The organism is Megasphaera vaginalis (ex Srinivasan et al. 2021), from assembly GCF_000478965.1.
Taxonomy (GTDB): Bacteria; Bacillota; Negativicutes; order Veillonellales; family Megasphaeraceae; genus Megasphaera; species Megasphaera vaginalis.
The window spans coordinates 78,455-99,110 of record NZ_AWXA01000051.1; the positions used below are offsets into that span (position 1 = coordinate 78,455).

20 protein-coding genes and 1 tRNA gene are annotated in these 20,656 nt (G+C 52.4%); all 21 read right to left on the reverse strand.

Annotation, left to right across the window (positions count from 1 at the left end; translation table 11 throughout):
- Nucleotides 1-24: 24 nt before the first annotated feature.
- Nucleotides 25-1,011: an asparaginase gene (locus tag HMPREF1250_RS09015; RefSeq protein WP_023054311.1), complete on the reverse strand. Its 987-nt coding sequence runs from the start codon at nucleotides 1,009-1,011 to the stop codon at nucleotides 25-27.
- A gap of 70 nt (nucleotides 1,012-1,081) precedes the next feature.
- Complete coding sequence (locus HMPREF1250_RS09020) at nucleotides 1,082-1,561, reverse strand: CBS domain-containing protein (RefSeq protein WP_023054278.1); 480 nt, start codon at nucleotides 1,559-1,561, stop codon at nucleotides 1,082-1,084.
- A gap of 98 nt (nucleotides 1,562-1,659) precedes the next feature.
- Entirely contained in the window at nucleotides 1,660-2,139 is a 480-nt protein-coding gene (gene rlmH / locus HMPREF1250_RS09025) for a 23S rRNA (pseudouridine(1915)-N(3))-methyltransferase RlmH (RefSeq protein ID WP_023054321.1), read from the reverse strand.
- Nucleotides 2,139-3,254, reverse strand: a complete 1,116-nt coding sequence (locus tag HMPREF1250_RS09030; protein WP_036243149.1) for a S1C family serine protease — start codon at nucleotides 3,252-3,254, stop codon at nucleotides 2,139-2,141. The genes rlmH and HMPREF1250_RS09030 overlap by 1 nt, the downstream gene beginning before the upstream one ends.
- Nucleotides 3,241-4,176: an MBL fold metallo-hydrolase gene (locus HMPREF1250_RS09035; protein WP_023054320.1), complete on the reverse strand. Its 936-nt coding sequence runs from the start codon at nucleotides 4,174-4,176 to the stop codon at nucleotides 3,241-3,243. The genes HMPREF1250_RS09030 and HMPREF1250_RS09035 overlap by 14 nt, the downstream gene beginning before the upstream one ends.
- Nucleotides 4,169-4,822: a deoxyribose-phosphate aldolase gene (gene deoC, locus HMPREF1250_RS09040; RefSeq protein WP_023054310.1), complete on the reverse strand. Its 654-nt coding sequence runs from the start codon at nucleotides 4,820-4,822 to the stop codon at nucleotides 4,169-4,171. Before deoC ends, HMPREF1250_RS09035 begins: the two co-directional genes overlap by 8 nt.
- A 105-nt stretch (nucleotides 4,823-4,927) precedes the next feature.
- Nucleotides 4,928-5,004, reverse strand: a tRNA-Ile gene (locus HMPREF1250_RS09045).
- Nucleotides 5,005-5,105: 101 nt separating this feature from the next.
- A complete protein-coding gene (locus HMPREF1250_RS09050) occupies nucleotides 5,106-6,278 on the reverse strand; it encodes an MFS transporter (protein WP_023054337.1) in 1,173 nt (390 codons plus the stop codon).
- An 89-nt stretch (nucleotides 6,279-6,367) separates the two neighbouring features.
- Nucleotides 6,368-7,726: a phosphoglucosamine mutase gene (glmM, locus tag HMPREF1250_RS09055; RefSeq protein WP_023054351.1), complete on the reverse strand. Its 1,359-nt coding sequence runs from the start codon at nucleotides 7,724-7,726 to the stop codon at nucleotides 6,368-6,370.
- Complete coding sequence (locus HMPREF1250_RS09060; protein WP_023054319.1) at nucleotides 7,727-9,331, reverse strand: NAD(P)/FAD-dependent oxidoreductase; 1,605 nt, start codon at nucleotides 9,329-9,331, stop codon at nucleotides 7,727-7,729.
- Nucleotides 9,332-9,344: 13 nt separating this feature from the next.
- Nucleotides 9,345-10,268, reverse strand: coding sequence for a YbbR-like domain-containing protein (locus HMPREF1250_RS09065; RefSeq protein WP_023054318.1), 924 nt, complete (start codon nucleotides 10,266-10,268; stop codon nucleotides 9,345-9,347).
- Nucleotides 10,265-11,083 (reverse strand): diadenylate cyclase CdaA, encoded by an 819-nt coding sequence (gene cdaA, locus HMPREF1250_RS09070; RefSeq protein ID WP_036243175.1) that lies wholly within the window; start codon nucleotides 11,081-11,083, stop codon nucleotides 10,265-10,267. Before cdaA ends, HMPREF1250_RS09065 begins: the two co-directional genes overlap by 4 nt.
- Nucleotides 11,084-11,227: 144 nt before the next feature.
- Nucleotides 11,228-11,686 carry an RrF2 family transcriptional regulator gene (locus tag HMPREF1250_RS09075; RefSeq protein ID WP_023054354.1) on the reverse strand — a complete coding sequence of 153 codons (459 nt, stop codon included), beginning with the start codon at nucleotides 11,684-11,686 and terminating at the stop codon, nucleotides 11,228-11,230.
- Nucleotides 11,687-11,789: 103 nt separating this feature from the next.
- A complete protein-coding gene (locus tag HMPREF1250_RS09080) occupies nucleotides 11,790-12,785 on the reverse strand; it encodes an inorganic phosphate transporter (protein WP_023054373.1) in 996 nt (331 codons plus the stop codon).
- Complete coding sequence (locus tag HMPREF1250_RS09085) at nucleotides 12,778-13,407, reverse strand: DUF47 domain-containing protein (protein WP_023054331.1); 630 nt, start codon at nucleotides 13,405-13,407, stop codon at nucleotides 12,778-12,780. The genes HMPREF1250_RS09080 and HMPREF1250_RS09085 overlap by 8 nt, the downstream gene beginning before the upstream one ends.
- A 247-nt stretch (nucleotides 13,408-13,654) precedes the next feature.
- Nucleotides 13,655-14,416 carry a triose-phosphate isomerase gene (gene tpiA, locus HMPREF1250_RS09090; RefSeq protein WP_023054295.1) on the reverse strand — a complete coding sequence of 254 codons (762 nt, stop codon included), beginning with the start codon at nucleotides 14,414-14,416 and terminating at the stop codon, nucleotides 13,655-13,657.
- A 32-nt stretch (nucleotides 14,417-14,448) separates the two neighbouring features.
- Nucleotides 14,449-15,630 (reverse strand): phosphoglycerate kinase, encoded by a 1,182-nt coding sequence (locus HMPREF1250_RS09095; RefSeq protein ID WP_023054377.1) that lies wholly within the window; start codon nucleotides 15,628-15,630, stop codon nucleotides 14,449-14,451.
- 60 nt (nucleotides 15,631-15,690) lie between these two features.
- Nucleotides 15,691-16,713, reverse strand: a complete 1,023-nt coding sequence (gene gap, locus HMPREF1250_RS09100) for a type I glyceraldehyde-3-phosphate dehydrogenase (RefSeq protein WP_036243152.1) — start codon at nucleotides 16,711-16,713, stop codon at nucleotides 15,691-15,693.
- Between the two features lie 21 nt (nucleotides 16,714-16,734).
- Nucleotides 16,735-17,757, reverse strand: a complete 1,023-nt coding sequence (locus HMPREF1250_RS09105) for a sugar-binding transcriptional regulator (protein ID WP_023054282.1) — start codon at nucleotides 17,755-17,757, stop codon at nucleotides 16,735-16,737.
- Nucleotides 17,758-17,803: 46 nt separating this feature from the next.
- Nucleotides 17,804-18,817, reverse strand: coding sequence for a type I glyceraldehyde-3-phosphate dehydrogenase (gene gap, locus HMPREF1250_RS09110; RefSeq protein WP_023054312.1), 1,014 nt, complete (start codon nucleotides 18,815-18,817; stop codon nucleotides 17,804-17,806).
- 215 nt (nucleotides 18,818-19,032) lie between these two features.
- Nucleotides 19,033-20,556, reverse strand: a complete 1,524-nt coding sequence (gene gpmI / locus HMPREF1250_RS09115; protein ID WP_023054362.1) for a 2,3-bisphosphoglycerate-independent phosphoglycerate mutase — start codon at nucleotides 20,554-20,556, stop codon at nucleotides 19,033-19,035.
- Nucleotides 20,557-20,656 lie beyond the last annotated feature (100 nt).

Below are 20,656 nucleotides of genomic sequence, written 5' to 3' on the forward strand. Positions count from 1 at the left end.
AAGCCAGTACAAGAACGGGGCCGTTCAATAAGCGCGGAAAAACGCCTCGATCGCCGCCTGATCCCGCGTCTGCATCAACGCCGCCTGAAGCAGGATCTTCGCCTTCTGCGGCGTCAGCGTATCAGCACAGATGATCCCTTCTTCAGCTGTTGCCGTTGAAACCATGCCGCCTAAAACCCGCGAGGCTCTGACGATAATGACGCCCCTCTTCACGGCCCGCTCCAGCGCCGGCCCGACATAGTCCGGATTTTTGCCGCAGCCGAGTCCCGCCAAGACCAGCCCCTGCACACCGGCAGCAACGGCGCAGTCGACAAGGGCGGCCGCCATGCCGACATGACCGTACAGGATCCACACCGGCGGCAGCACTGACGCCGGTGTGCAGGAAAACACGGATTGATACGTATGAAGCCGCTGCGGCGCCTGGTAGAAAACGGGCACGCCGTCTTGAATCAGGCCGACGATCCCATGCTGTCTGCTGGTAAAAGCCTGTACGTGTGTCGTATCCGTCTTTTCCACGAAACGAGCCGCGCAAATGGTTCCGTTCATGGCAACGAGAACGCCATATCGGCCGGCTTCTGCACACGCCGCGAGACGCACGGCTTCCAGGAGATTTAAAGGGCCGTCGGGACTGATCGCCGTCGCCGGCCTCATGGCACCAGTCAAGATGACAGGTTTATCGGTATGAACCATGAGGTTGAGAAAATACGCCGTTTCTTCCAATGTATCCGTCCCGTGTGTAATCACGATGCCGTCGACATCGTCGCACCGGGATAAGGCTTCCGTCCTCGCAGCCAACTTCAACCAAAGCGCTTCGGTCATGTTCGAACTGTCGATATTGCTGAATTGTTCCCCTGTCGTCCGTGCCGCCTCCTGCACCTGAGGCACGGACGACAGCAAGTCCTCGATCGATATGGCGCCGGCCGTATACCCGATCAGCTCCGCCGCCGTATCGGCCCTGCCGGCGATCGTACCGCCGCAGGCAATAATATGGACATGTTTCTTGATTATCATCGTGACGCTTTACTCCTTCCGCTTCCGCAAAAACCGCGGCCCCTCTCGGAACCGCGGTGGCACTATACTATTATTTTTCCGGATCATTGCCGTATTCGTTGTATAATTCGTCAAGAATATTATACCGCGTGACGATACCGAGAACGCGTTTATCCTTAACAATGGGGATGACCTTCAAATGCTCCGCAACCATGACTCCGGCAATCTGTTCCACATCGGCATCGGGAGCTGCAATGATAACATTTTTCGTCATCATTTCCCGCGCCGTACAGGCCATCAGCTTCTTAAAGCCCTTATCGTACTCACTGATACCGTTGTAATAAATGCTGGCCCCCAGAAGATTAACGTAATGCGGTACATGCGGTTTTATCTTTTTATACAACAAGTCGGCGTCCGTAATGATACCGATCAGCTTCTCTTCGTCATCGACAATAGGAATGACCGATATTTTATGCTTCACAAACATATGCACCAGATCAAAGACAGACGTTTCCGGACTGGCCGAAACAAAAACCTTTTCCATAATATCAGATGCTAGCCGTTCTTTCATACGCTCAACCCCTTATCCCATGTACGCCCATTGTCCCACTAACATTCTCTACGTATAGGTATTATACGCCGACCGCGGAAATTCCTGCTTTCTTCTCGTCATAAATGATAGGGCTCATGACGTTGAATCTTGACGGCCCTGTATATCTGTTCCAACAGCACAAGGCGAATCATCTGATGGGTCAACGTAATGCGCCCGAAGGAAATACGCCGATCAGCCCGCTGTCTGACACTGTCGGCAAGGCCGAAGGGACCGCCGATAATAAAGGTGATTTCACTGCAACCGCGCAGCGCCGCTTCGGCAAAATCGACGGCCAACCCCTCCGAAGAAACGAGATCGCCGGCAACGTCGAGAACAACGAGGCGCGAACCTTGCCGCACATGCTGTAACAGTCGGGCGCCCTCTTTTTCCAGGACCTGTTCCCTTTGCCTGAGCGAAGGCTTTTCGGGCATCTTTTCTTCGCTCAGCTCCGTAATCGCTACTTGCCCGTACGGTCTGAGCCGCTTCAAGAACTCATGAATGCCTGCAGTCAGGTACTTTTCTTTTATCTTGCCCGCAACAATCAGGTGATAGCGCATTATTCCTGATCATCCTGCTGTGGCGCTTCCTGCAATCTGACTGTCGCCTGGTGTTCGGAGCCGTTCCGTTCATACGTAATCGTCACGGTATCGCCGACCTGATAGGAACCGATGACATCCTGCAGTGTCGTGTAATCTTCAACAGCTTTGTCGCCGATCTTCGTAATCAGATCACCGCGACGAATGTCACTGCCGTCAAGAGGCCCGCCGGAAATAATCTTATAGACAAAAATGCCGTTGCCGTCAAGATTCATCCCGAAACGGGCAGCCATTTTTTTATCGAGTCCGTAAAGTCCCAAATAGGGTCGCACGACTTTGCCGTTCTTGATCAGCGATTCAAGAATGGGCCGCGCCGTATTGATGGGGATGGCGAATCCCAGCCCTTCAACGCCTTCTTGCGAGATCTTCGCGCTGTTGATGCCGACGACCTTGCCGTCGGCGTCGACTAAAGCGCCGCCGGAATTGCCAGGATTAATGGCCGCATCGGTTTGCAGCAGCTTTAACCCCTGGTTCTCCGCACCCAACGTGCGGTTCAGCGAGCTGATAACCCCGGTCGTCACAGTGCCTTGAAATTCCAGTCCCAGCGGGTTGCCGATGGCGATGGCCGTTTCACCGACTTGCAGCGAGTCGCTGTCGCCGAATTCGGCAACAGGCAAATTCGCCACCTCAATCTTGACGACAGCCAAATCCGTCTTGGCATCCGTACCGATAACCTTTCCTTCCGTGCTCTGCCCGTCTGCCAACGATACGATAACCGTTTTTTCCGTACCGACGACATGATTGTTCGTTACAATGTATCCGGACTTATCAAAAATGATCCCTGAGCCGACGCCTTCTCCGACTAATATCTTGCGGTTAAGAATGTCGCGATTATAAACCTTTGTCGTAATGCCGACAACGGCGGGACCGACCTTTTTGACGGCCTGAACGACAGCCGTATTGCGGGCGTCGGAAATAGTTCCGCCCTTTTCGGGGGCCGTCAATTGACTGGCCGTCCCGTTAAAGGTCTGCGTCGTCTTGAACAGCTGCCCGTGCAGGTAATAGCCTCCGGCAATTCCGGCGGCGATCAGTAAAATCGCCAGAATGACTGCAAGCGTAGATTTATGTTTCATCATTCGTCACTCCCATTTGAAAGCGGACACCGCTCTGCTGCGATGCCAGTCGCAATAAAATATTCTTGCCGATCGTTTTTTCGCTTTTCTCCAAAACGGTCCGCATCGTCTGAATTGTAGCGGCAGGAGTATTATTCTTCTCGCTCCGGTGCGCCAGCAAAACCTTCAACATGTCCTTTTGCGGCACCTTGGCCAAAAGCTCGGCTGCCGCATAGTTGGAAAGATGACCGCTGCGGCCGAGGATCCGCGCCTGCAAGGCGCGGGGATACGGACCGGTCCGCACCATTTCTTCGTCATGATTGGCTTCAAGGATCAAAATATCCGCCAACGCCGCCGCTCTTTCCACATCAGGCGTGACATATCCCAAATCCGTTGCCACCGTTACTTTATGGCCGCCGCTGTAAACGGCATAACCGACGGGATGCGCCGCATCATGAGGAATGGAAAAAGGCACGATCTGCATGGATCCGACAGTGACCCGTTTCGTCAAGCGAACAAACCGATCGCTATAAGCGCCCGTCTTGTCGCCCATAGCCTGCCATGTCGGCAACGTCGTATAAACAGGCAGCCTGGAGTGCTTGAGCACCATCGGCAGTCCGTGGATGTGGTCGCTGTGCTCGTGTGTAATGAAAACGGCGCTGATATCATCGAGGGTGCACCGAAAACGGTGCAGTCCTTGCGTAATACGGCGATAACTGATACCGGCATCAATCAGTATTTTTGTCTCGCCAAAGCGGATAAACGCGCAATTACCGCTACTGCCGCTGGCCAGGAGCCCGACGGTGCAGTCGCCTGCCGGATCCGTTTCGGCCAACACCTCCGCAGCGGAGGCCACATTCTCCTTCCCGGGCGTGCAGCTCCTTTGCCTGCGGAGTCCCTGAATAGAAACTGCCAATTGCTGCAATGCCATGTCCGTTTCATTCATCCCTTTCGCCGCCTGCAATGGCAATGCCGGCACTGGTCCCGATACGATCGGCGCCGCTGTCGAGCATGGCTTTGGCTGCGGCGTAGTCGCGGATGCCGCCGGCTGCTTTGATTTTTGCCGCAGTACCGACAACGGTCCGCAAGAGGCGAATATCCGCCGCCGTCGCGCCGCCGTGACCGAAGCCGGTCGACGTTTTGACATAAGCCGCGCCTGCCGTTACTGCAACACGGCATGCCTCCTTCTTTTCCTCATCCGTCAAAAGACCCGTCTCCAGAATGACCTTTACGGGATGTGACCCGGCAGCGGCTACAACGGCTTCCACATCACGGCGCACATAGTCCCAATCGCCGGCTTTGGCTCGGCCGATAGCCATGACCATGTCGATTTCATCGGCACCGGCACTGACGGCGAAGTCCGTTTCCGCAGCCTTCGCCGCCGTCATCGCCGCGCCCAAGGGAAAGGCGACGACAGCCGAAATAAGGACGCCGCTTCCTTGCAACTCTTTCTTGGCTAAGGAAACATAACCGGAATTGACGCAGACAGCTGCGAAACGATTCGTCTTGGCTTCATCACATAATTGCAAGATATCTGCCGGAACGGCGTCAGGTTTTAAATTCGTGTGCTCAATGTACGATGCGATGGTCATGTCATATCTCCTTTATCGGCTAAGCGGTATTTTTTATGGTGTCATTATACCATATATGTAAAAAAAAGCCATCGTAAGGGTATTCCCTGCCTACGATGACTTTTATGGTGGGCCTAGGTGGACTCGAACCACCGACCTCACGCTTATCAGGCGTGCGCTCTGACCGGCTGAGCTATAGGCCCATACTCGTGATACTCGTCTAGTATAGCACAAGTACCGCCTATGTCAAGCGCGCCCAGTACTTCCGACTGCATGGCGCAAAAAGCGTCCAGGTGATCGCGGTTTAACGGAAATGCCGTTCCTGCGGCGCGTTGACGAGGAAGGAAAAGATAGCGCCGACGGCCGCACAGATCCAAAGCACTTGCAATGCCGTCGGAATCCCCCATTGGTCAGCTCCCCACCCGACGAGAGGGGATAAGATGCCGCCGACAGTTGTACTCAACCCCAACGTAATACCCGAAGCAAAGCCGACATTTTTGCCGAGAAACGTCTGTCCCAAAACGACGATAGAACTGTACGGCGCAAAAAGAGAAAGACCGACGGGAATCAGCAGCAGCGTGGAAATCCAGACATTCGTACTGTTAACGAAAAAGAACATAGCCGGCACCATAATCAAAAAAGATAAGCGCATAACTCGTATAAACCCCAGGCGGTCCGCAAGCAGGCCGCCGGCAAACGTAATGACCACGCCCAGGATAAATAGCAGGGACAAGGCGGCGCTGCCCTGTGCCGCCGACGTATGCAGTACATTGATCCAATATAACGGAATAAAGGCATTGCAAAGGGCAAAGCCGATAGAGCGGGCAAAGATGACAACAGTCAATTTGCCGAAACTGCGCCAGTCGTTTTCCTTCCCTTCATGCGGATGCGCCTTATTTTCCGCAACATCAGCAGCCTGCGCCAACGCTAAGACGCTGGGCATCCGACGGTAGAGAAAAAAAGCCAAAAGCCCGTTGATGATACCGAACACAACGAGACCGTGAATACCGAGGCTGTATGCGCAGAGGCCGGCCGCAACAGGCCCGACGGCAAAACCCGCATTACCGCCTACGGAGAAGCTGCCCAAGGCTTGCCCTTTCAGAGAGCCGGCAATGCGATTGACGAGGCGCGCCGCTTCCGGATGAAAAATAGAAGATCCGAGACCGCTGAACATAGAACAGATAAAAATAATCCAGTAGTCCGTCGTAAATGCGATGACCGTAAGGCAAAGGCCGCAAATGACCGGTCCCAGAGGAACGAACCACGGCTTCGATATCTTATCCGAATAGTAGCCGAAAAGAGGCTGCGAAACGGACGACAAGAGCATATTGGCAAAAATCAGCGTCGTCGCTTCCCGATAATTCAGTTGGCAGACAGTTATAAAATAAGGCAGCAGCGCCGGTATGGCGCCTTGCACCCAGTCGACGGAAAAATGACCGAGAGAAAACAAATAGACATGCCGGTCCAACCCTTTCATACACACCGTTCCTTCTTCCGCAAATAATGTCCCTATCAGTAAATGAAAAGGAGAACAGCAACTGCACTGCTCTCCGACGGGGTATACCGTTATGTTGCCGGTCCCATCTCGTGTTCCACTACGCCGACAATATCATCGACGATTCGATCCAGCTGTTCCAGATCCGGCCCTTCCGCCATAACGCGAATAAGCGGTTCCGTTCCGGAAGGCCGTACGAGAATCCGGCCTTCATCGCCCAGTTCCTCTTCGCCTGCCGCAATGGCCGCCATGATCAACGTGTTTTCATCCCAGCCCGATTTTGTCTGGACGCGGACATTTTTTAGGATCTGCGGATACCGCGTCATCAGACCGGCCAGCTGTGACAGCGGTTTCCCTTGCTTCTGCATGACCGTCATCAGCTGCACCGCCGTCAGCAATCCGTCACCTGTCGTATTATAATCGAGAAAGATAATATGGCCCGATTGTTCACCGCCGAGAGAATACCCCTTCTGCCGCATGCATTCCAAAACATAGCGGTCGCCGACTGCCGTGATCTCCACATTACAGCCCCGTTCTTTCGCCGCCTTATGGAAGCCGATATTGCTCATTACGGTTCCGACGACGGTATCTTTCTTCAAACGCCCCTCTTCCTTTAAATGGAGGGCACAGAGGAGCATCATCTGATCACCGTCCATTTCCTGTCCCTTTTCGTCGACAGCAAGACAGCGATCGGCGTCACCGTCATTGGCAATACCCAGATCGGCACCGTTGGCTAATACCGCTTCCTGCAAGCTCTGCAAATGCGTCGAGCCGCAGCGGTCATTAATATTAACGCCTGACGGCTTGCAATGGATCTGTATGACCTCGGCGCCTAGACGCCGGAATATTTCGGCTCCCAATTCATAAGCCGAACCGTTAGCGCCGTCGTGGACTACTTTGATACCGGTCAAATCAACGTCGGTGGAGCGGCAAATAAAGTCGACATATTCTGATTGCAAATCAGTCCATGACGTAATCGTACCGACGGCTTCACCGACAGGTCGCTGCATTTCCAGTCCTGTCCGTTCATCCTTCAGTAAATATTCTTCAATCTCGTCTTCCGTTTCATCAGGGAGCTTATACCCGTACCGATCAAAGAACTTAATCCCGTTATATTCAAACGGATTATGAGAAGCCGAGATCATCACACCTGCATCCAGGTGATGGCTTCGGGTCAGATAGGCAATAGCCGGTGTCGGAATAACGCCGGCCATAAAACAATTGCCGCCGGCGGAAGCGATCCCGGCCGCCAGCACACTTGCCAACATCGTACCCGATTGCCGCGTATCGCGCCCGATCAGAAAGGTCGGATGCTCTTTATCGCGTCCCAGCACATATGCCGCAGCCCGTCCCAAATGATATGCGAGTTCCGGTGTCAAGGATTGGTTCGCAACACCGCGTACGCCATCTGTACCAAATAATCTAGCCATTTACAATACCTCCAAAGGTTGATATAGTTCTATGATCTGTAAAGCACTTTCCATGCCGTCCAAAAAAGCACTCATAATGCCGCCGGCATATCCGGCTCCTTCGCCGATCGGATACAGTCCGGGCGTTTCCAGGGCCTGCCGGTCTTCACCGCGGCTGATGCGAACAGGAGAACTCGTCCGCGTCTCAACACCGGTCATAACGACATGATTGTCATCAAAACCGCGAATCTTACGGCCAAAATAAGGTAAGGCTTCTGCCAAGGCCGTCGTCACGAAACGGGGCAACACGTCATGCAGGTCGGCCCAGACTACGCCGGGTTTATAGGAAACGGGGCCCTTCGTCAGACCGGCAGTATTGCGGTTGAGAAAGTCACCGACAGTCTGCGCCGGCGCAAAATAATTACCGCCGCCGGCTTCATAGGCCAGCCGTTCGTAATGCCGCTGGAACTCGATTCCCGCCAAGGGCGACGCGCTGCCAAGATCGGCAGCCGTCACATTGACGACAAGAGCGCTGTTGGCAATTCCGCTGTCACGGCGATAAACGCTCATCCCGTTGGTAACGACCATCCCTTTTTCCGAAGCGGCCGCCACGACCGTGCCGCCGGGGCACATGCAAAACGAGTAACACGACCGTCTATCGGCGCCATGATAAACCAAGGCATAGTCAGACGGCTCCAGCCCCAAATCGGCAGCGCTGCTGCCATACTGAGTCCGATCCAACCAGTCTTGTCCATGCTCAATCCGCACACCTATGGCAAAGTCCTTCGGCGTCAAACGGACGTCATTGTCCCTGAGCATGTAAAACGTGTCTCTGGCACTGTGCCCGATTCCCAACAGAAGCACGTCCGTCTCAATCCGTTCCGTGCCGTTAACGATAACGGCCTGCACGGCGCCGTCCTTTTTTCGTTCCATTCCCGTTACGCAAGCACAAAAACGAACGGAACCGCCAAGGCGTTCGATCTTTTTCCGCATATTCCTGACGACGCCGCGCAATATATCCGTCCCGATGTGAGGATTATAGGCGTACCGTATTTCCGACGGCGCACCGGCTTCGACGAACGCGTCCAGAACACGGGGCAACAGCAGGTGATTAACGCGAGTCGTCAGTTTTCCGTCAGAAAACGTGCCGGCGCCACCTTCGCCGAACTGCACATTGGAATCGCTGCGAAAAAGGCCTTTTTCCCAGAATTCTTTCACGTGCAAACTGCGACTGTCCACATCGTAGCCCCGTTCCAAAACGAGAGGCGCATAGCCTTCTTCCGCCAGAACCAGCGCCGCCGCCAATCCTGCCGGACCGGTACCGACAACGATCGGCCGGCAACGCAGTTTGCCGGAACCGTGGACAATCGAAAGGGCCGGCAGCGCCTTGAGCTGCCGGATATCTTTATCATTTTTACAGCGGCGCAGAACATCCCCTTCCTTCACGACTTCCACATCAAGGGTAAACACCAGGACGACCCGGGGTTTGCGCCTGGCGTCGACAGACCGACGTACGACCGTTATGGCCTGCACGGCGGCTTCCTGACAACGCAATTTCTTCGCCGCCAAAGACGCCAGTGACCTGGTCAGCGGCGCCGCCGTTCGGATATTCATAATTCTCAGCACACGTATATCTCCTCTACTCCGCCGGCACGACTTCGACTTTCACCGAAATCAGGTCCGGTTCCGCCGTTATTCCCGCCGCCGAGACGGGCACCGACACTTTCCATTCTTTATCCGCCGCAAGACCTTCAATATTGATTGGCGTCAAATTCAGGACATTGATGCCGCTCAACAGATCGGCGCTGCCGTGCAATGTAACGGTCTTAGGCTCAACAGTAACCTTGCCAAGCCGAACGGCGGGATCGGTATTGCCGTAAACGGGAACATTCAGCGTTACCTTCTTTGTTACGGCATTGCCGCTCATCGTCACCTTGACATTGCTGTGGTGCGGTGTCAAATTCAGTCCTTCTACGGGAACGCCGTCGGCACGAACGAGGTGAATCGGCGCCATAACGGAAAAATCGCTGTCCTTATCCCCCAGAGGAATATCGATAACGGCGCGATCAACGTCTTTTAAGAGACGCTGCGCTCCGCTGACGACAACCTTATCCGGCACGATCTGCACGCCGGAAGCGGTCATCCCTTCGGAAAGAACCCCCATCATATGCGGTACAAGCCGAAATTCTTTGACCGCATAAAGGTCGACAATAATATCGGCAGTCGTAATACTCTGCTTTTTTAATTCCGTCCCGTCCGGCAGTTGCACATGGATCGGAACCGTCTTTTCACCTTCCGTCGCATCGGTCAGATCAACATACGCCTTAATGTCATCGGCACCTACATTGATAATCGTATTGCGCGGCCCTAAAAGCCGTACGTAAATCGTCTTCGGGACATTGGCCGTAATATACTGCGGCGCCAGATTTTCAACCGTAACAGGAACGGTATAACTGCCTTCACTGGTGGGATTCTGCTCATTGATAATGACAAACCAGAGAATCACGGCCAAAAGCAGGCAGACGATTTGCAATTCCCATTTTCCGCGTAAGGTTTTGATCATTTTGTTCCCCCCCATTTGAGGAGATTGGCCAGTCCCGGCTGCGGTTTATCAAGAAATCCCATCAGAATATTGCGCAGTGCGGCGCCGTCAATGTGGCGGTATATGTGGCCGCCGTAAGCATAAGAAATAGCCCCCGTCTCCTCACTGACAACGATTACAACGGCATCGGCCAGTTCGCTGATGCCGATAGCCGCACGATGACGCGTTCCCAGTTCCGTCGAAAGAGAACGATCCGACGTCAGCGGCAACAGACAGCCGGCAGCCATGATCTTATTGTCGCGGATAATAACGGCGCCGTCGTGCAGCGGCGTATTGGGAATAAAGATATTACCGAGCAATTCACGGGATACAATACCGTTAATGGCAATCCCCGTATCGATATAGTCATTTAGTCCGACTTCTCGTTCAAAAACGAGCAGAGCCCCTGTACGCGTCTTTGCCAATGACTCCGAAATCGCTACGATTTCATCAAGGAGCCGTTCCAGTTCTTCACGACTGATGACCTGGCCTGAACGAAAAAGCCGGCCGCGGCCGATCTGTTCCAACGCCCGCCGCAGCTCGGGTTGAAAAACGACGGGCAAGGCAACCAAGATGACCGTCATCCCTTGCTGCAAAAGCCAATTGACGACGTGCAGGTCAAGGATCTTGCTGACAATCGTAACGGCACCCAAGATCAGGAGACCTTTAATCAAGGCAACGGCCCGCGTATTGCGTATGAGCATGAAAAGCTTATATAAGAAAAAAGCAACCAGTGCAATATCCAACAAATCCAACAACCTGAAACTGCTGATAAATCCTTGAATCGGTATATACATCATAAGACATTTCTCCATCTGAAAAACGACAATAGTATGTTTTATTTTACACCATTTGAACGATAAAATAAAGCCCGCTGTCAGTGAAGAAATATCCCCTTTGCCATCGGAACAAAACAGGCGGCAAACTAAAAAAGAGGAGCCCTATAGCTCCTCTTTTCCGGAATCCGCATCCCTTTCTTCGGCCATCGCCTTCTCCTGTAAGGCTAATGCTTCGAAATTGATCGCTTTCAGACGTTCCGCCAAATTTCGCTGTATCCCTTCAAAAGCCGCATAAATCGAACACATACCGCCGCAACCGCGCGAACAGGCGCCGGAATCATTTAAACACCGCTGCAGTTCCGTCTGCCCTTCTACGGCCTCGATAACATCGAACAGCGTGATTTCCCGCGGCACTCGCTGCAAGGCGAACCCGCCATCAACACCGCGATATGACTTCATAATATTGGCGGCAGTCAGACTGCGCATGATTTTCAGCAAAAACCGTTCCGGTATATTCTGTTTCTCCGCTAATGCCGCACCTGTGATTTTTGTACCTTCCGGCTTGGAAGCCAGGTAAAGGACCATACGAAACGCATAGTCCGTAGCTTGGTTTAATCGCATTTGGACATACCTCCTTATAAGGATTATATAATAAATTACCAAAAAAGTATAGTTTTTTTCAAAAATTTATGCAGTATTGACGATGCAATACTGCACGTTCATTCTAATGAAAAAGAAAGTGAATAACCACAAAAATGAATGCCGCCAAACAACCGCTAATCGGAATCGTCACGACCCAGGCAATGAGCATGCTTCTGGCAACTCCCCAGTGAACGGCACGAACTCGTTCCGCCGAACCGATCCCCATAATCGAGCCGGAAACGACGTGCGTCGTGCTGACCGGCAGATGTAAAAAAGTTGCCATAAAAATAACAAGCGACGAATTCAAATCGGCCGCAAAACCGTTAACGGAAGCCAGCTTGAATATTTTCGTCCCCATCGTCGAAATAATACGCCAACCGCCGGCAGACGTACCGAGGGCCATGGAAGTGGCGCAAGCGAATTTTACCCAAACGGGAATTTCCATCGTATCGATATACCCGCCGCTGAGCAAGGCCAGAGCAATGATCCCCATCGCTTTTTGCGCGTCATTGGAGCCGTGAGAAAAGGCCATCAAACTGGCTGATATCAATTGCATCTTTCTGAACCGTCGATTCAAGGCAATCGGCGAAAAGCGCCGGAATATCCAGAGAATGGCGATCATGACAAAATAGCCGGACACCAAGGCGACGACAGGAGACAAAATCAGCGATAACACGATTTTTCCAATGCCGCCGGTATCAAGCGCCGCAGGCCCGACACTGATGCAGACGGCGCCGATAACACCGCCGACAAGGGAGTGGGACGAGCTGCTGGGCAGCCGATAATACCAAGTCAGTATATTCCAGATAATGGAGCCGATGAGAGCCGCAATAATGACTTCCAGACTGATCTGCGCCGGATTCAGGACAAGATCGCCGCCAATTGTCTTAGCGACACCGGTACTGACCATGGCCCCGCAAAAATTAAGAACAGCAGCCATCACGACTGCATGACGGGGCGAGATAGCCCGCGTCGACACACTGGTCGCAATGGCATTGGCCGTATCGTGAAAACCGTTGATATAATCAAAGAGAACAGCAAATAAAACGACTGCCCATATTAACCAATTATCAGGCATATTTCAGAACGACCCTTCTGAAGGTAATGACCAATCGTTCACAATCATCGGTAACGTCTTCGATCGATTGAAATATTTCCTTCCATTTTATAATCTCAACCGGATCCGTGCATTCTTCAAATAACTTGGCCATTTCTTCATGATACAAATCGTCGCATTGCCCTTCATACTTCAGGACCTTTTTGCTGCGCGCTTCGATCTTCAAATAGTCGTTTTTGACATTTCGCATATAGCCGATGGACTTGCGGATCTCGCCCATGGCCTTTGACATGACGACGGCCATCCGCTTGGCGCCGTCTGTCGCTTCTCCGACATGATACATGCACATTTTATCAATGATTTCACTGATATTGTCGACAGCCGCGTCAAGCTGGTCAATGAGCTGCTGAATATCTTCACGATCCATCGGCGTAATAAAACTCTTTTGCAGGCGCTTCATCGTCTCCGTGACCAAGGCATCCGCTTTCCCTTCGATCTCTCCGATCTGCTCCATTGCTTCCTGCTTCGGAATTTCCTCGCAAATCGCCTTTCGCAAAATCACTGCCGCTTCATCACTGAGCGCTGCATGCTGACTCAATAAGATAAAAAACTTTTCTTCTTTCGGCTTCAGGTTAAATGCCACAGTCACTCGATCTCCTTCGTAATCATACGGAAGAATCCGTTTAGCGAATATTCCGTCAAGTAAACTTTACTAATTCTCTATAAAATTTACGTTCTGTATCATATTCTTTACACACTTTCCGTAAATTTTACATTTCAATCTGCATTATACCATATGCCGTTTTAATATTCCATATGTTAATGGCCGCCGTCGTTACAGAAAAAGCATGCCGAAAAACATTTCGGCATGCTTGATCTCGGTTGAACAATTATTTAATGACGGCATTGTCGATGATTGCCATAAAATCCTCAGCTTGCAAACTGGCGCCGCCGACGAGAGCGCCGTCAATGTCGGCGGAGCCGGTCAATTCGGCAATGTTGCCGCCTTTGACACTGCCGCCGTATAAGATGGACACGTCGTCAGCCAAAGCGCGGTCATAAAGCGCCGCTATCTTCCTGCGAATGATGGCACAGACCTCTTCTGCCTGCGCAGCACTGGCCGTCTTCCCCGTCCCGATAGCCCAGATCGGTTCGTAAGCGATGACGACAGACCGCATCTGTTCCGGTGTGATGGCTGCCAGGCCCTTTTCAATCTGCCCTTCAATCCACGACTGCATATCTCCTTTTTCACGTTGCTCCAGCGTTTCGCCGCAGCACATGATCGGCGTCAGTCCGTGAGCCAAAGCGGCTTTCACTTTCAAGTTGACAGTCGCATCACGTTCATTGCAATCCATGCGGCGTTCAGAATGACCGATAATGACATGGGATACGCCGAGGTCAACGAGCATGGCCGGCGAAACTTCGCCCGTATAGGCTCCCTTGTCTTTCCAATGCATATTCTGCGCCGCAATTCGAACAGGCGTCCCCTTGGTCAAGGCAACTGCCGACGCCAGATAAGGAAAAACAGGAGCGATAACGATCTCCGCTTTGCTGCTTGTACCTACAGCCTTCGTCAACGCTTTTAACGTCGAATCAACATCGCTGCCGAGATGATTCATTTTCCAATTTCCTGCAATAATCGTTTTTCTCACTGATCAAACCTCCATTGACGTTGTTGCTTTTTTTATTTATCAGACAGCACGGCAATACCGGGCAGATCCTTCCCTTCGAGGTATTCGAGAGAAGCGCCGCCGCCTGTCGAGATATGCGTAATCTGATCGGCAAGCCCCGTTTTATTGACAGCAGAAACGGAATCGCCGCCGCCGACGATCGATACGGCCGCTGAAGACGCCACAGCTTGGGCTACGGCAACAGTCCCCTTGGCAAACGGCTCCATTTCAAAAACGCCCATCGGCCCGTTCCAGACGATAAGCTTCATTGCCGCCAGTGCCTCGGCAAAAGCGGCACAGCTTTCGGGCCCGATATCGAGAATCATCCAATCTTCCGGAACGGCGTCGCGCGCCACGACACGGTAATCGGCAGCGGCGGAAAAGGCGGATGCCACCGTTACATCGGAAGGCAGCAGCAGCGTCGTATTTGTCTTTGCCGCTTCAGCGAGCAGCGATTTTGCCAATTCGATCTTGTCCGTTTCAACCAGCGATTTGCCGACGCTATAGCCCTGCGCCGCTAAAAAAGTATTGGCCATGCCGCCGCCGATGATCATGACGTCAACTTTCGGCAGCAAATTAGAGATGACTTCAATCTTATCGGAAACCTTGGCACCGCCGATAACAGCCGCAAAAGGATGCTGCGGATCATCTACGGCGCCGCCGATAAAGCGTATTTCTTTAGCCAATAAGAAACCTGCCGCCATTGGCAGAAAATCAGCGATCCCGGCAACGGAAGCATGCGCCCTGTGGCAACAGCCGAAAGCGTCGTTGATGCCGATATCGGCTAGCCCGGCCAAAGCCTGCGCAAAGCCGGCGTCATTCTTTTCCTCTTCCCGATGATAACGCAAATTTTCCAACAACAGCACCTCACCGGGCTGCAGCGCCGCCGCCAACGTTTCTGTTTCGCCGCCGATGCAATCGGGCGCCATTTTCACGGTAAATCCCAAGAGCTCGGACAGCCGGCCGGCCACGGGGCGAAGAGAAAACTCCGGCTTGGCCTCTCCCTTCGGTCTGCCGAGATGACTGGCTAAAATGACGGCAGCCCGATGATCCAGCAAGTACCGGATTGTCGGCAGCGTTTTCTGAATACGGGTATCATCCGTAATAACGCCGTTTTCATCTAAGGGCACATTGAAGTCGGCGCGAACAAATACTTTTTTACCTGTTACATCGATATCAGTAATCATTTTTTTCATAAACAATATCCTCCATATCCTCTTATACGCTGCCTGTCGAGTTTTGCAGTACCGGCTTTTTTATAAGCCTCTGGACACAAGCAGACGGATCAGGTCAATGATGCGGCGGGAATATCCCCATTCATTATCATACCAGGCAACAATCTTGACCATGCCGCCCTCCATCGTAAGCGTCAACGGCAGATCAATGGTAGCCGTATTTTCATTGCCTCTGTAATCGACAGAAACCAGTTCCTCTTCACTGACGGCAAGAATTCCTTTATAGGCGCCTGCCGCCGCGGCTTTAAACGTTTCATTAACAGCTTCGGCCGTCACGCCGCCCGTCGCCAGTTCCAAGACGATATCAATGACGGAAACATCCGGCGTCGGCACGCGCACAGCGTGGCAAACCAATTTATTTTTGCATTCCGGCAACACCTTGGCAATCGCCTCGGCCGCACCGGTTGTTGTCGGAATGATCGACATGCCGGCAGCGCGGGCCCGCCGCAAATCGCGGTGAGAGACGTCCAAAATTTTCTGGTCATTTGTATAGGAATGAACCGACGTCGTCATGCCGCGTTTAATGCCGTACGTGTCATTCATCAGCTTATAAATCGCCGCCAAGCCGCCGGTCGTGCAGGATGCGCCGGAAATGACATGGTGTTTCTGCGGCTCGTACTTATCTTCGTTAACGCCGAGAACGATGGTAATGTCGTCGATTGTCGACGGCGCCGTAATAATGACTTTCTTGACTGTACCGCCCAAGGGCAGGCGATCTTGAGAAGACGGACTGATCCTGCCGGCGTAAACGCCGGACGATTCAACGATAATTTCAGCGCCCAATGCATTCCAGTCAATATTTTTGATATTCTTTTCGGCAAACAGCGGATACGGCGTGCCGTCGACAATGATATGACGCTCATCGTACGTGACTTCATTGGGCATCGTTCCGAAAATGCTGTCATATTTTAACAAATGGGCCATCTGTTTCGGTGAGCCGACATCATTAATACCGACAACTTCGATTTCCTCTCTAAAACGCTGCGCAATTTTAAAAACCTGTCTGCCAATGCGGCCGAAGCCGTTAATCCCTATTTTCACCATGGTATACACCCTTTCTGCTGATTAGATCAAGGTCATGATTTTTTCAGCCGCTCCTTCATCGGTGACCAAAACACCGCGCTTACAGGCGCGCATAACGGAAACAATGGCTTCCGCCTTCGCCGCGCCGCCGGAGACGGCTATGACATGTGAGTGCTGCCGGATATCCTCAAGCGTGATTCCGACATTATTGGTGACATATACGATCTTACCTTCCAGATTACAATAACAGCCCAAGGCCTCTCCCGCCGCGCCGGCTGCCTGAAGCTCCCGCCTTTTGGCTTCGGAAAATCCTCGCCGCGCAGCCATGACATCGGCACGACCGATACCGTACAGCAACACGTCGGCGCGTTGGGCCAACGTCACGCTCGCCTTCGTCTGTTCGTCGGATTCCATCATTACCTTTAATGCCGCCGCGCTCAATTCATCGGATACGTGCAGCATGTGCGACTTACCGCCCGTTTTGGCGGCAATCATTTCGGCAATATAATTCGCCTGCAATTTCACGCGATTACCCAATCCGCCCCGAGCGGGCACGACGGTAAGAGACGCATTTTGCTGCGGCAGCTGTGCCGCGACGGCAGCCATCGTTGAACCGCCGCTGACGGCAACGGCACGAACCGTACCGAACAGAGCCGTCAGGCAGTCGGCGCCGCGACGCCCCAATTCTTCTTTCGCCGTCTGGTCGTCATCGCAATTTCCGGGAACAATATACACGGAATCCAATTGTAAGGCCTGGCAAAGCCGTTCTTGCATGTCATCCAAATTATTCAGACGCAGAAAGCATTCCAGCAGTTCCGGCATCAGCCGTTTACCTTCCGGTTCCATTTCGATTCCCATCGACGTGAAACGAACAATGCCGCTGCGCCGCAGTACGTCCACATGTGCCCGTACTACCCGTTCGGAAAGTCCGGATAAAGTCGCCAGCGTCCGGCGCCCTACCGGTTCAGCATCAGAAATGTGGCGCAACAAGAGATATCTTTCTTTGATCGTGCTCATGACGTCGGGCGCGATCTTCTGAAACATATCGAGAAGATTATTTTCCATTCCTTTTCCTCCTCTGATTGTCCGCCTTATCTGCTGCATTTACATGCTAAACGCCTTTAGAAGCAATATATCCCGCCAGGTCATTCACTCGCAACGAATATCCCCATTCATTGTCGTACCAAGCGACGACCTTGACCATATCATCGCCTACGACACGTGTATCCAAGGCATCGACAATAGAACTGTGTGTATCACTGATATAATCGGATGACACCGTAGCGTCTTCCGAATACGCAAGAATTCCTTTCAACGGGCCGTCGGCCCACTTTTTCAAAGCCTGATTGACAGCTTCCTTGGTTACTTTTTTACCCAAAACGGCAACCAGATCCGTCATGGATACATTCGGCGTCGGCACGCGCAGCGCCATGCCCGTAAATTTCCCTTTCAGCTCGGGGAGCACGAGCGCAACCGCCTGTGCGGCTCCGGTCGAAGTCGGAATAATGGCCTGCGTAGCGCAGCGGGCACGACGCAGATCCTTGTGAACGCTGTCAACAAGATGCTGATCGTTCGTATATGAATGGACAGTCGTCATCATGCCGCGAACGATGCCGAACTCACTGGAAAGCACTTTGGCAATGGGAGCCAGACAGTTCGTCGTGCAGGAACCGTTGGAAATGATGTGATGCGTTGCCGGATCATATGTTTCTTCATTGACCCCCATAACAATCGTTGCATCCGGCTCTTTTCCGGGCGCTGTAATGATGACCTTCTTGGCGCCGCCGGCCAAATGTTTCGAAGCCGAAGCATGGTCCTTAAATTTACCCGTCGATTCGACGACAATATCTACGCCCAGCGTTTTCCACGGAATATTGGCCGGATCCGTTTCATTCGTCACAGGAATGCTGCGGCCGTCAACAAGCAAACACTGCCGTTCACTGTCAAACGAAACGTCATGATCCCAGGTACCGTGTACCGTATCGAACTTCAACAAATCCGCCATGATAGGTCCGACAGATCGATTATTCAGCGCCGCAATTTCGACTTCGGGATGTAATAAAGCCGTACGAAACGTACATCTCCCAATCCTGCCAAATCCACTAATACCGATTTTTACTGCCATCACATATCCTCCTTACTGAATTAAACAGCTAGTTTCCCTGAAAAGGGGAAATTATTTCATTCCTATGCTATAAATATATACTAGAATGAAACTATTGTAAATTACATATAGCGAGTTTTTCCGTAAGTCGGCTTTCTTCATTTCCGTATTTTTCTTTATTTATGCTGTCTATATAAAAATTGTTGTACTCTATTTGTCATGCAAGCTATTTCTTGTTATTCGTCAAGCAGATTATGCCCCGTCATTTCTTGCGGCTGCTTCATACCGGCAAGGTACAGCAACGTCGGCGCCACATCGGCTAAAATGCCGTCATGAAGATGACCGCCCCGCCAGGCGTCGCTGAATAAAATGCACGGAACATGATTTGTCGTATGTGCCGTATACGGCGATCCCGTCTTCGTATCCGTCATGCGTTCAGCATTGCCGTGATCGGCAATGATCAATAAGTGCCCGCCTCGGGAGCGCAGGGCTTCTGCGATCTTGCCGATACAGGTATCGACAGTTTCCACCGCCTTAACGGCAGCTGGCAATACACCGGTGTGTCCCACCATATCGGGATTGGCGAAGTTCAGTATGATCATGTCATACGTCCCTTCGTGTATGGCGGCAACCGCTTTTTCCGTCACCGCCGGCGCATTCATTTCAGGCTGCAGATCATAGGTAGCGACTTTCGGCGACGGCACGAGAATACGGTCTTCGCCTTCATTCGGCGCCTCTTCGCCGCCATTGAAGAAATACGTCACATGAGCATACTTTTCCGTTTCCGCTATTCGCAGCTGTTTCTTCCCGGCCTTGGCCAGAACTTCTCCTAAGGTGTTGTCCAAATGTTCCTTATCGTACACGACATGAACGGGCAGCGTATCTTCATAACGGGTCATCGTCGCCACATAAAGCCGCAGTTTTTCCGGCCTGACAAAGCCGTCGAAGTCGTCGGCTGCCAAAGCCGTCGTCAACTGTCTGGCTCTATCGGGCCGGAAGTTGAAGAAAATAACGCTGTCCCCGTCTTCCAAGCAATGTTTATGAATCACCGTAGGCAGCACGAATTCATCGGAAAGGCCTTTTTCATAAGAAGCCGCCAGACAAGCCTGCGCCGTTGCCGCCGTCTCGCCGCTGCCGTAAACGACGGCGTTATAAGCCTTCTCGGTACGCTCCCACCGCCGATCGCGATCCATGGCATAATACCGGCCGCTGACGGTGGCGATCTCCCCTACGCCGAGAGCGGCGCACCTGTCCTCCAATTCCCGGATGTACAGTTCGGCACTGCGCGGCAACACGTCACGGCCGTCCAGAAAGGCATGAATGTACACGTTTTTCACACCGCTGCGCTTGGCCATTTCCAACAATCCGTACAGATGCCGTTCGCTGCTGTGCACACCGCCCGGGGAAACCAATCCCATCAGATGCAACGCACCGTTATGGGCTTTCGCCTGTTCCATTGCGTCTACAAGCGCTTCTTTTTCAAAAAACGCGCCGCTGCCAATATCATTTGTAATCTTGGTCAGCGATTGGTATACGATACGGCCGGCACCGATATTTAAATGGCCGACTTCGGAATTTCCTATCTGTCCATGCGGCAAGCCGACGGCTTCTGCCGACGCTTCCAAATAAGAATGGGGATATTCTTTCCATAATTTCGGCAAGACCTTCAAATCGGCCGCCGCCACTGCATTGTCATGAACATCGTCACTACAGCCGAAACCATCCATGATGACGAGCATAACGGTATTTTTGGTTTTCATCGTCAGCCTCCTCCTTTATACGTGTTCTATTATAAGACAAATCGCCGTATACGTGAACAGGCAGGAGACCCGTCTCTCCTGCCTGTCTTTTCGTCCGCCT

Coding starts and splice junctions, on each gene's coding strand:
- HMPREF1250_RS09015 (WP_023054311.1), bottom strand. CDS start 1,011: ATGATAATCAAGAAACATGTCCATATTATTGCCTGCGGCGGTACGATC.
- HMPREF1250_RS09020 (WP_023054278.1), bottom strand. CDS start 1,561: ATGAAAGAACGGCTAGCATCTGATATTATGGAAAAGGTTTTTGTTTCG.
- rlmH (WP_023054321.1), bottom strand. CDS start 2,139: ATGCGCTATCACCTGATTGTTGCGGGCAAGATAAAAGAAAAGTACCTG.
- HMPREF1250_RS09030 (WP_036243149.1), bottom strand. CDS start 3,254: ATGATGAAACATAAATCTACGCTTGCAGTCATTCTGGCGATTTTACTG.
- HMPREF1250_RS09035 (WP_023054320.1), bottom strand. CDS start 4,176: ATGAATGAAACGGACATGGCATTGCAGCAATTGGCAGTTTCTATTCAG.
- deoC (WP_023054310.1), bottom strand. CDS start 4,822: ATGACCATCGCATCGTACATTGAGCACACGAATTTAAAACCTGACGCC.
- HMPREF1250_RS09050 (WP_023054337.1), bottom strand. CDS start 6,278: ATGAAAGGGTTGGACCGGCATGTCTATTTGTTTTCTCTCGGTCATTTT.
- glmM (WP_023054351.1), bottom strand. CDS start 7,726: ATGGCTAGATTATTTGGTACAGATGGCGTACGCGGTGTTGCGAACCAA.
- HMPREF1250_RS09065 (WP_023054318.1), bottom strand. CDS start 10,268: ATGATCAAAACCTTACGCGGAAAATGGGAATTGCAAATCGTCTGCCTG.
- cdaA (WP_036243175.1), bottom strand. CDS start 11,083: ATGTATATACCGATTCAAGGATTTATCAGCAGTTTCAGGTTGTTGGAT.
- HMPREF1250_RS09075 (WP_023054354.1), bottom strand. CDS start 11,686: ATGCGATTAAACCAAGCTACGGACTATGCGTTTCGTATGGTCCTTTAC.
- HMPREF1250_RS09080 (WP_023054373.1), bottom strand. CDS start 12,785: ATGCCTGATAATTGGTTAATATGGGCAGTCGTTTTATTTGCTGTTCTC.
- HMPREF1250_RS09095 (WP_023054377.1), bottom strand. CDS start 15,630: ATGAAAAAAATGATTACTGATATCGATGTAACAGGTAAAAAAGTATTT.
- gap (WP_036243152.1), bottom strand. CDS start 16,713: ATGGTGAAAATAGGGATTAACGGCTTCGGCCGCATTGGCAGACAGGTT.
- HMPREF1250_RS09105 (WP_023054282.1), bottom strand. CDS start 17,757: ATGGAAAATAATCTTCTCGATATGTTTCAGAAGATCGCGCCCGACGTC.
- gap (WP_023054312.1), bottom strand. CDS start 18,817: ATGGCAGTAAAAATCGGTATTAGTGGATTTGGCAGGATTGGGAGATGT.
- gpmI (WP_023054362.1), bottom strand. CDS start 20,556: ATGAAAACCAAAAATACCGTTATGCTCGTCATCATGGATGGTTTCGGC.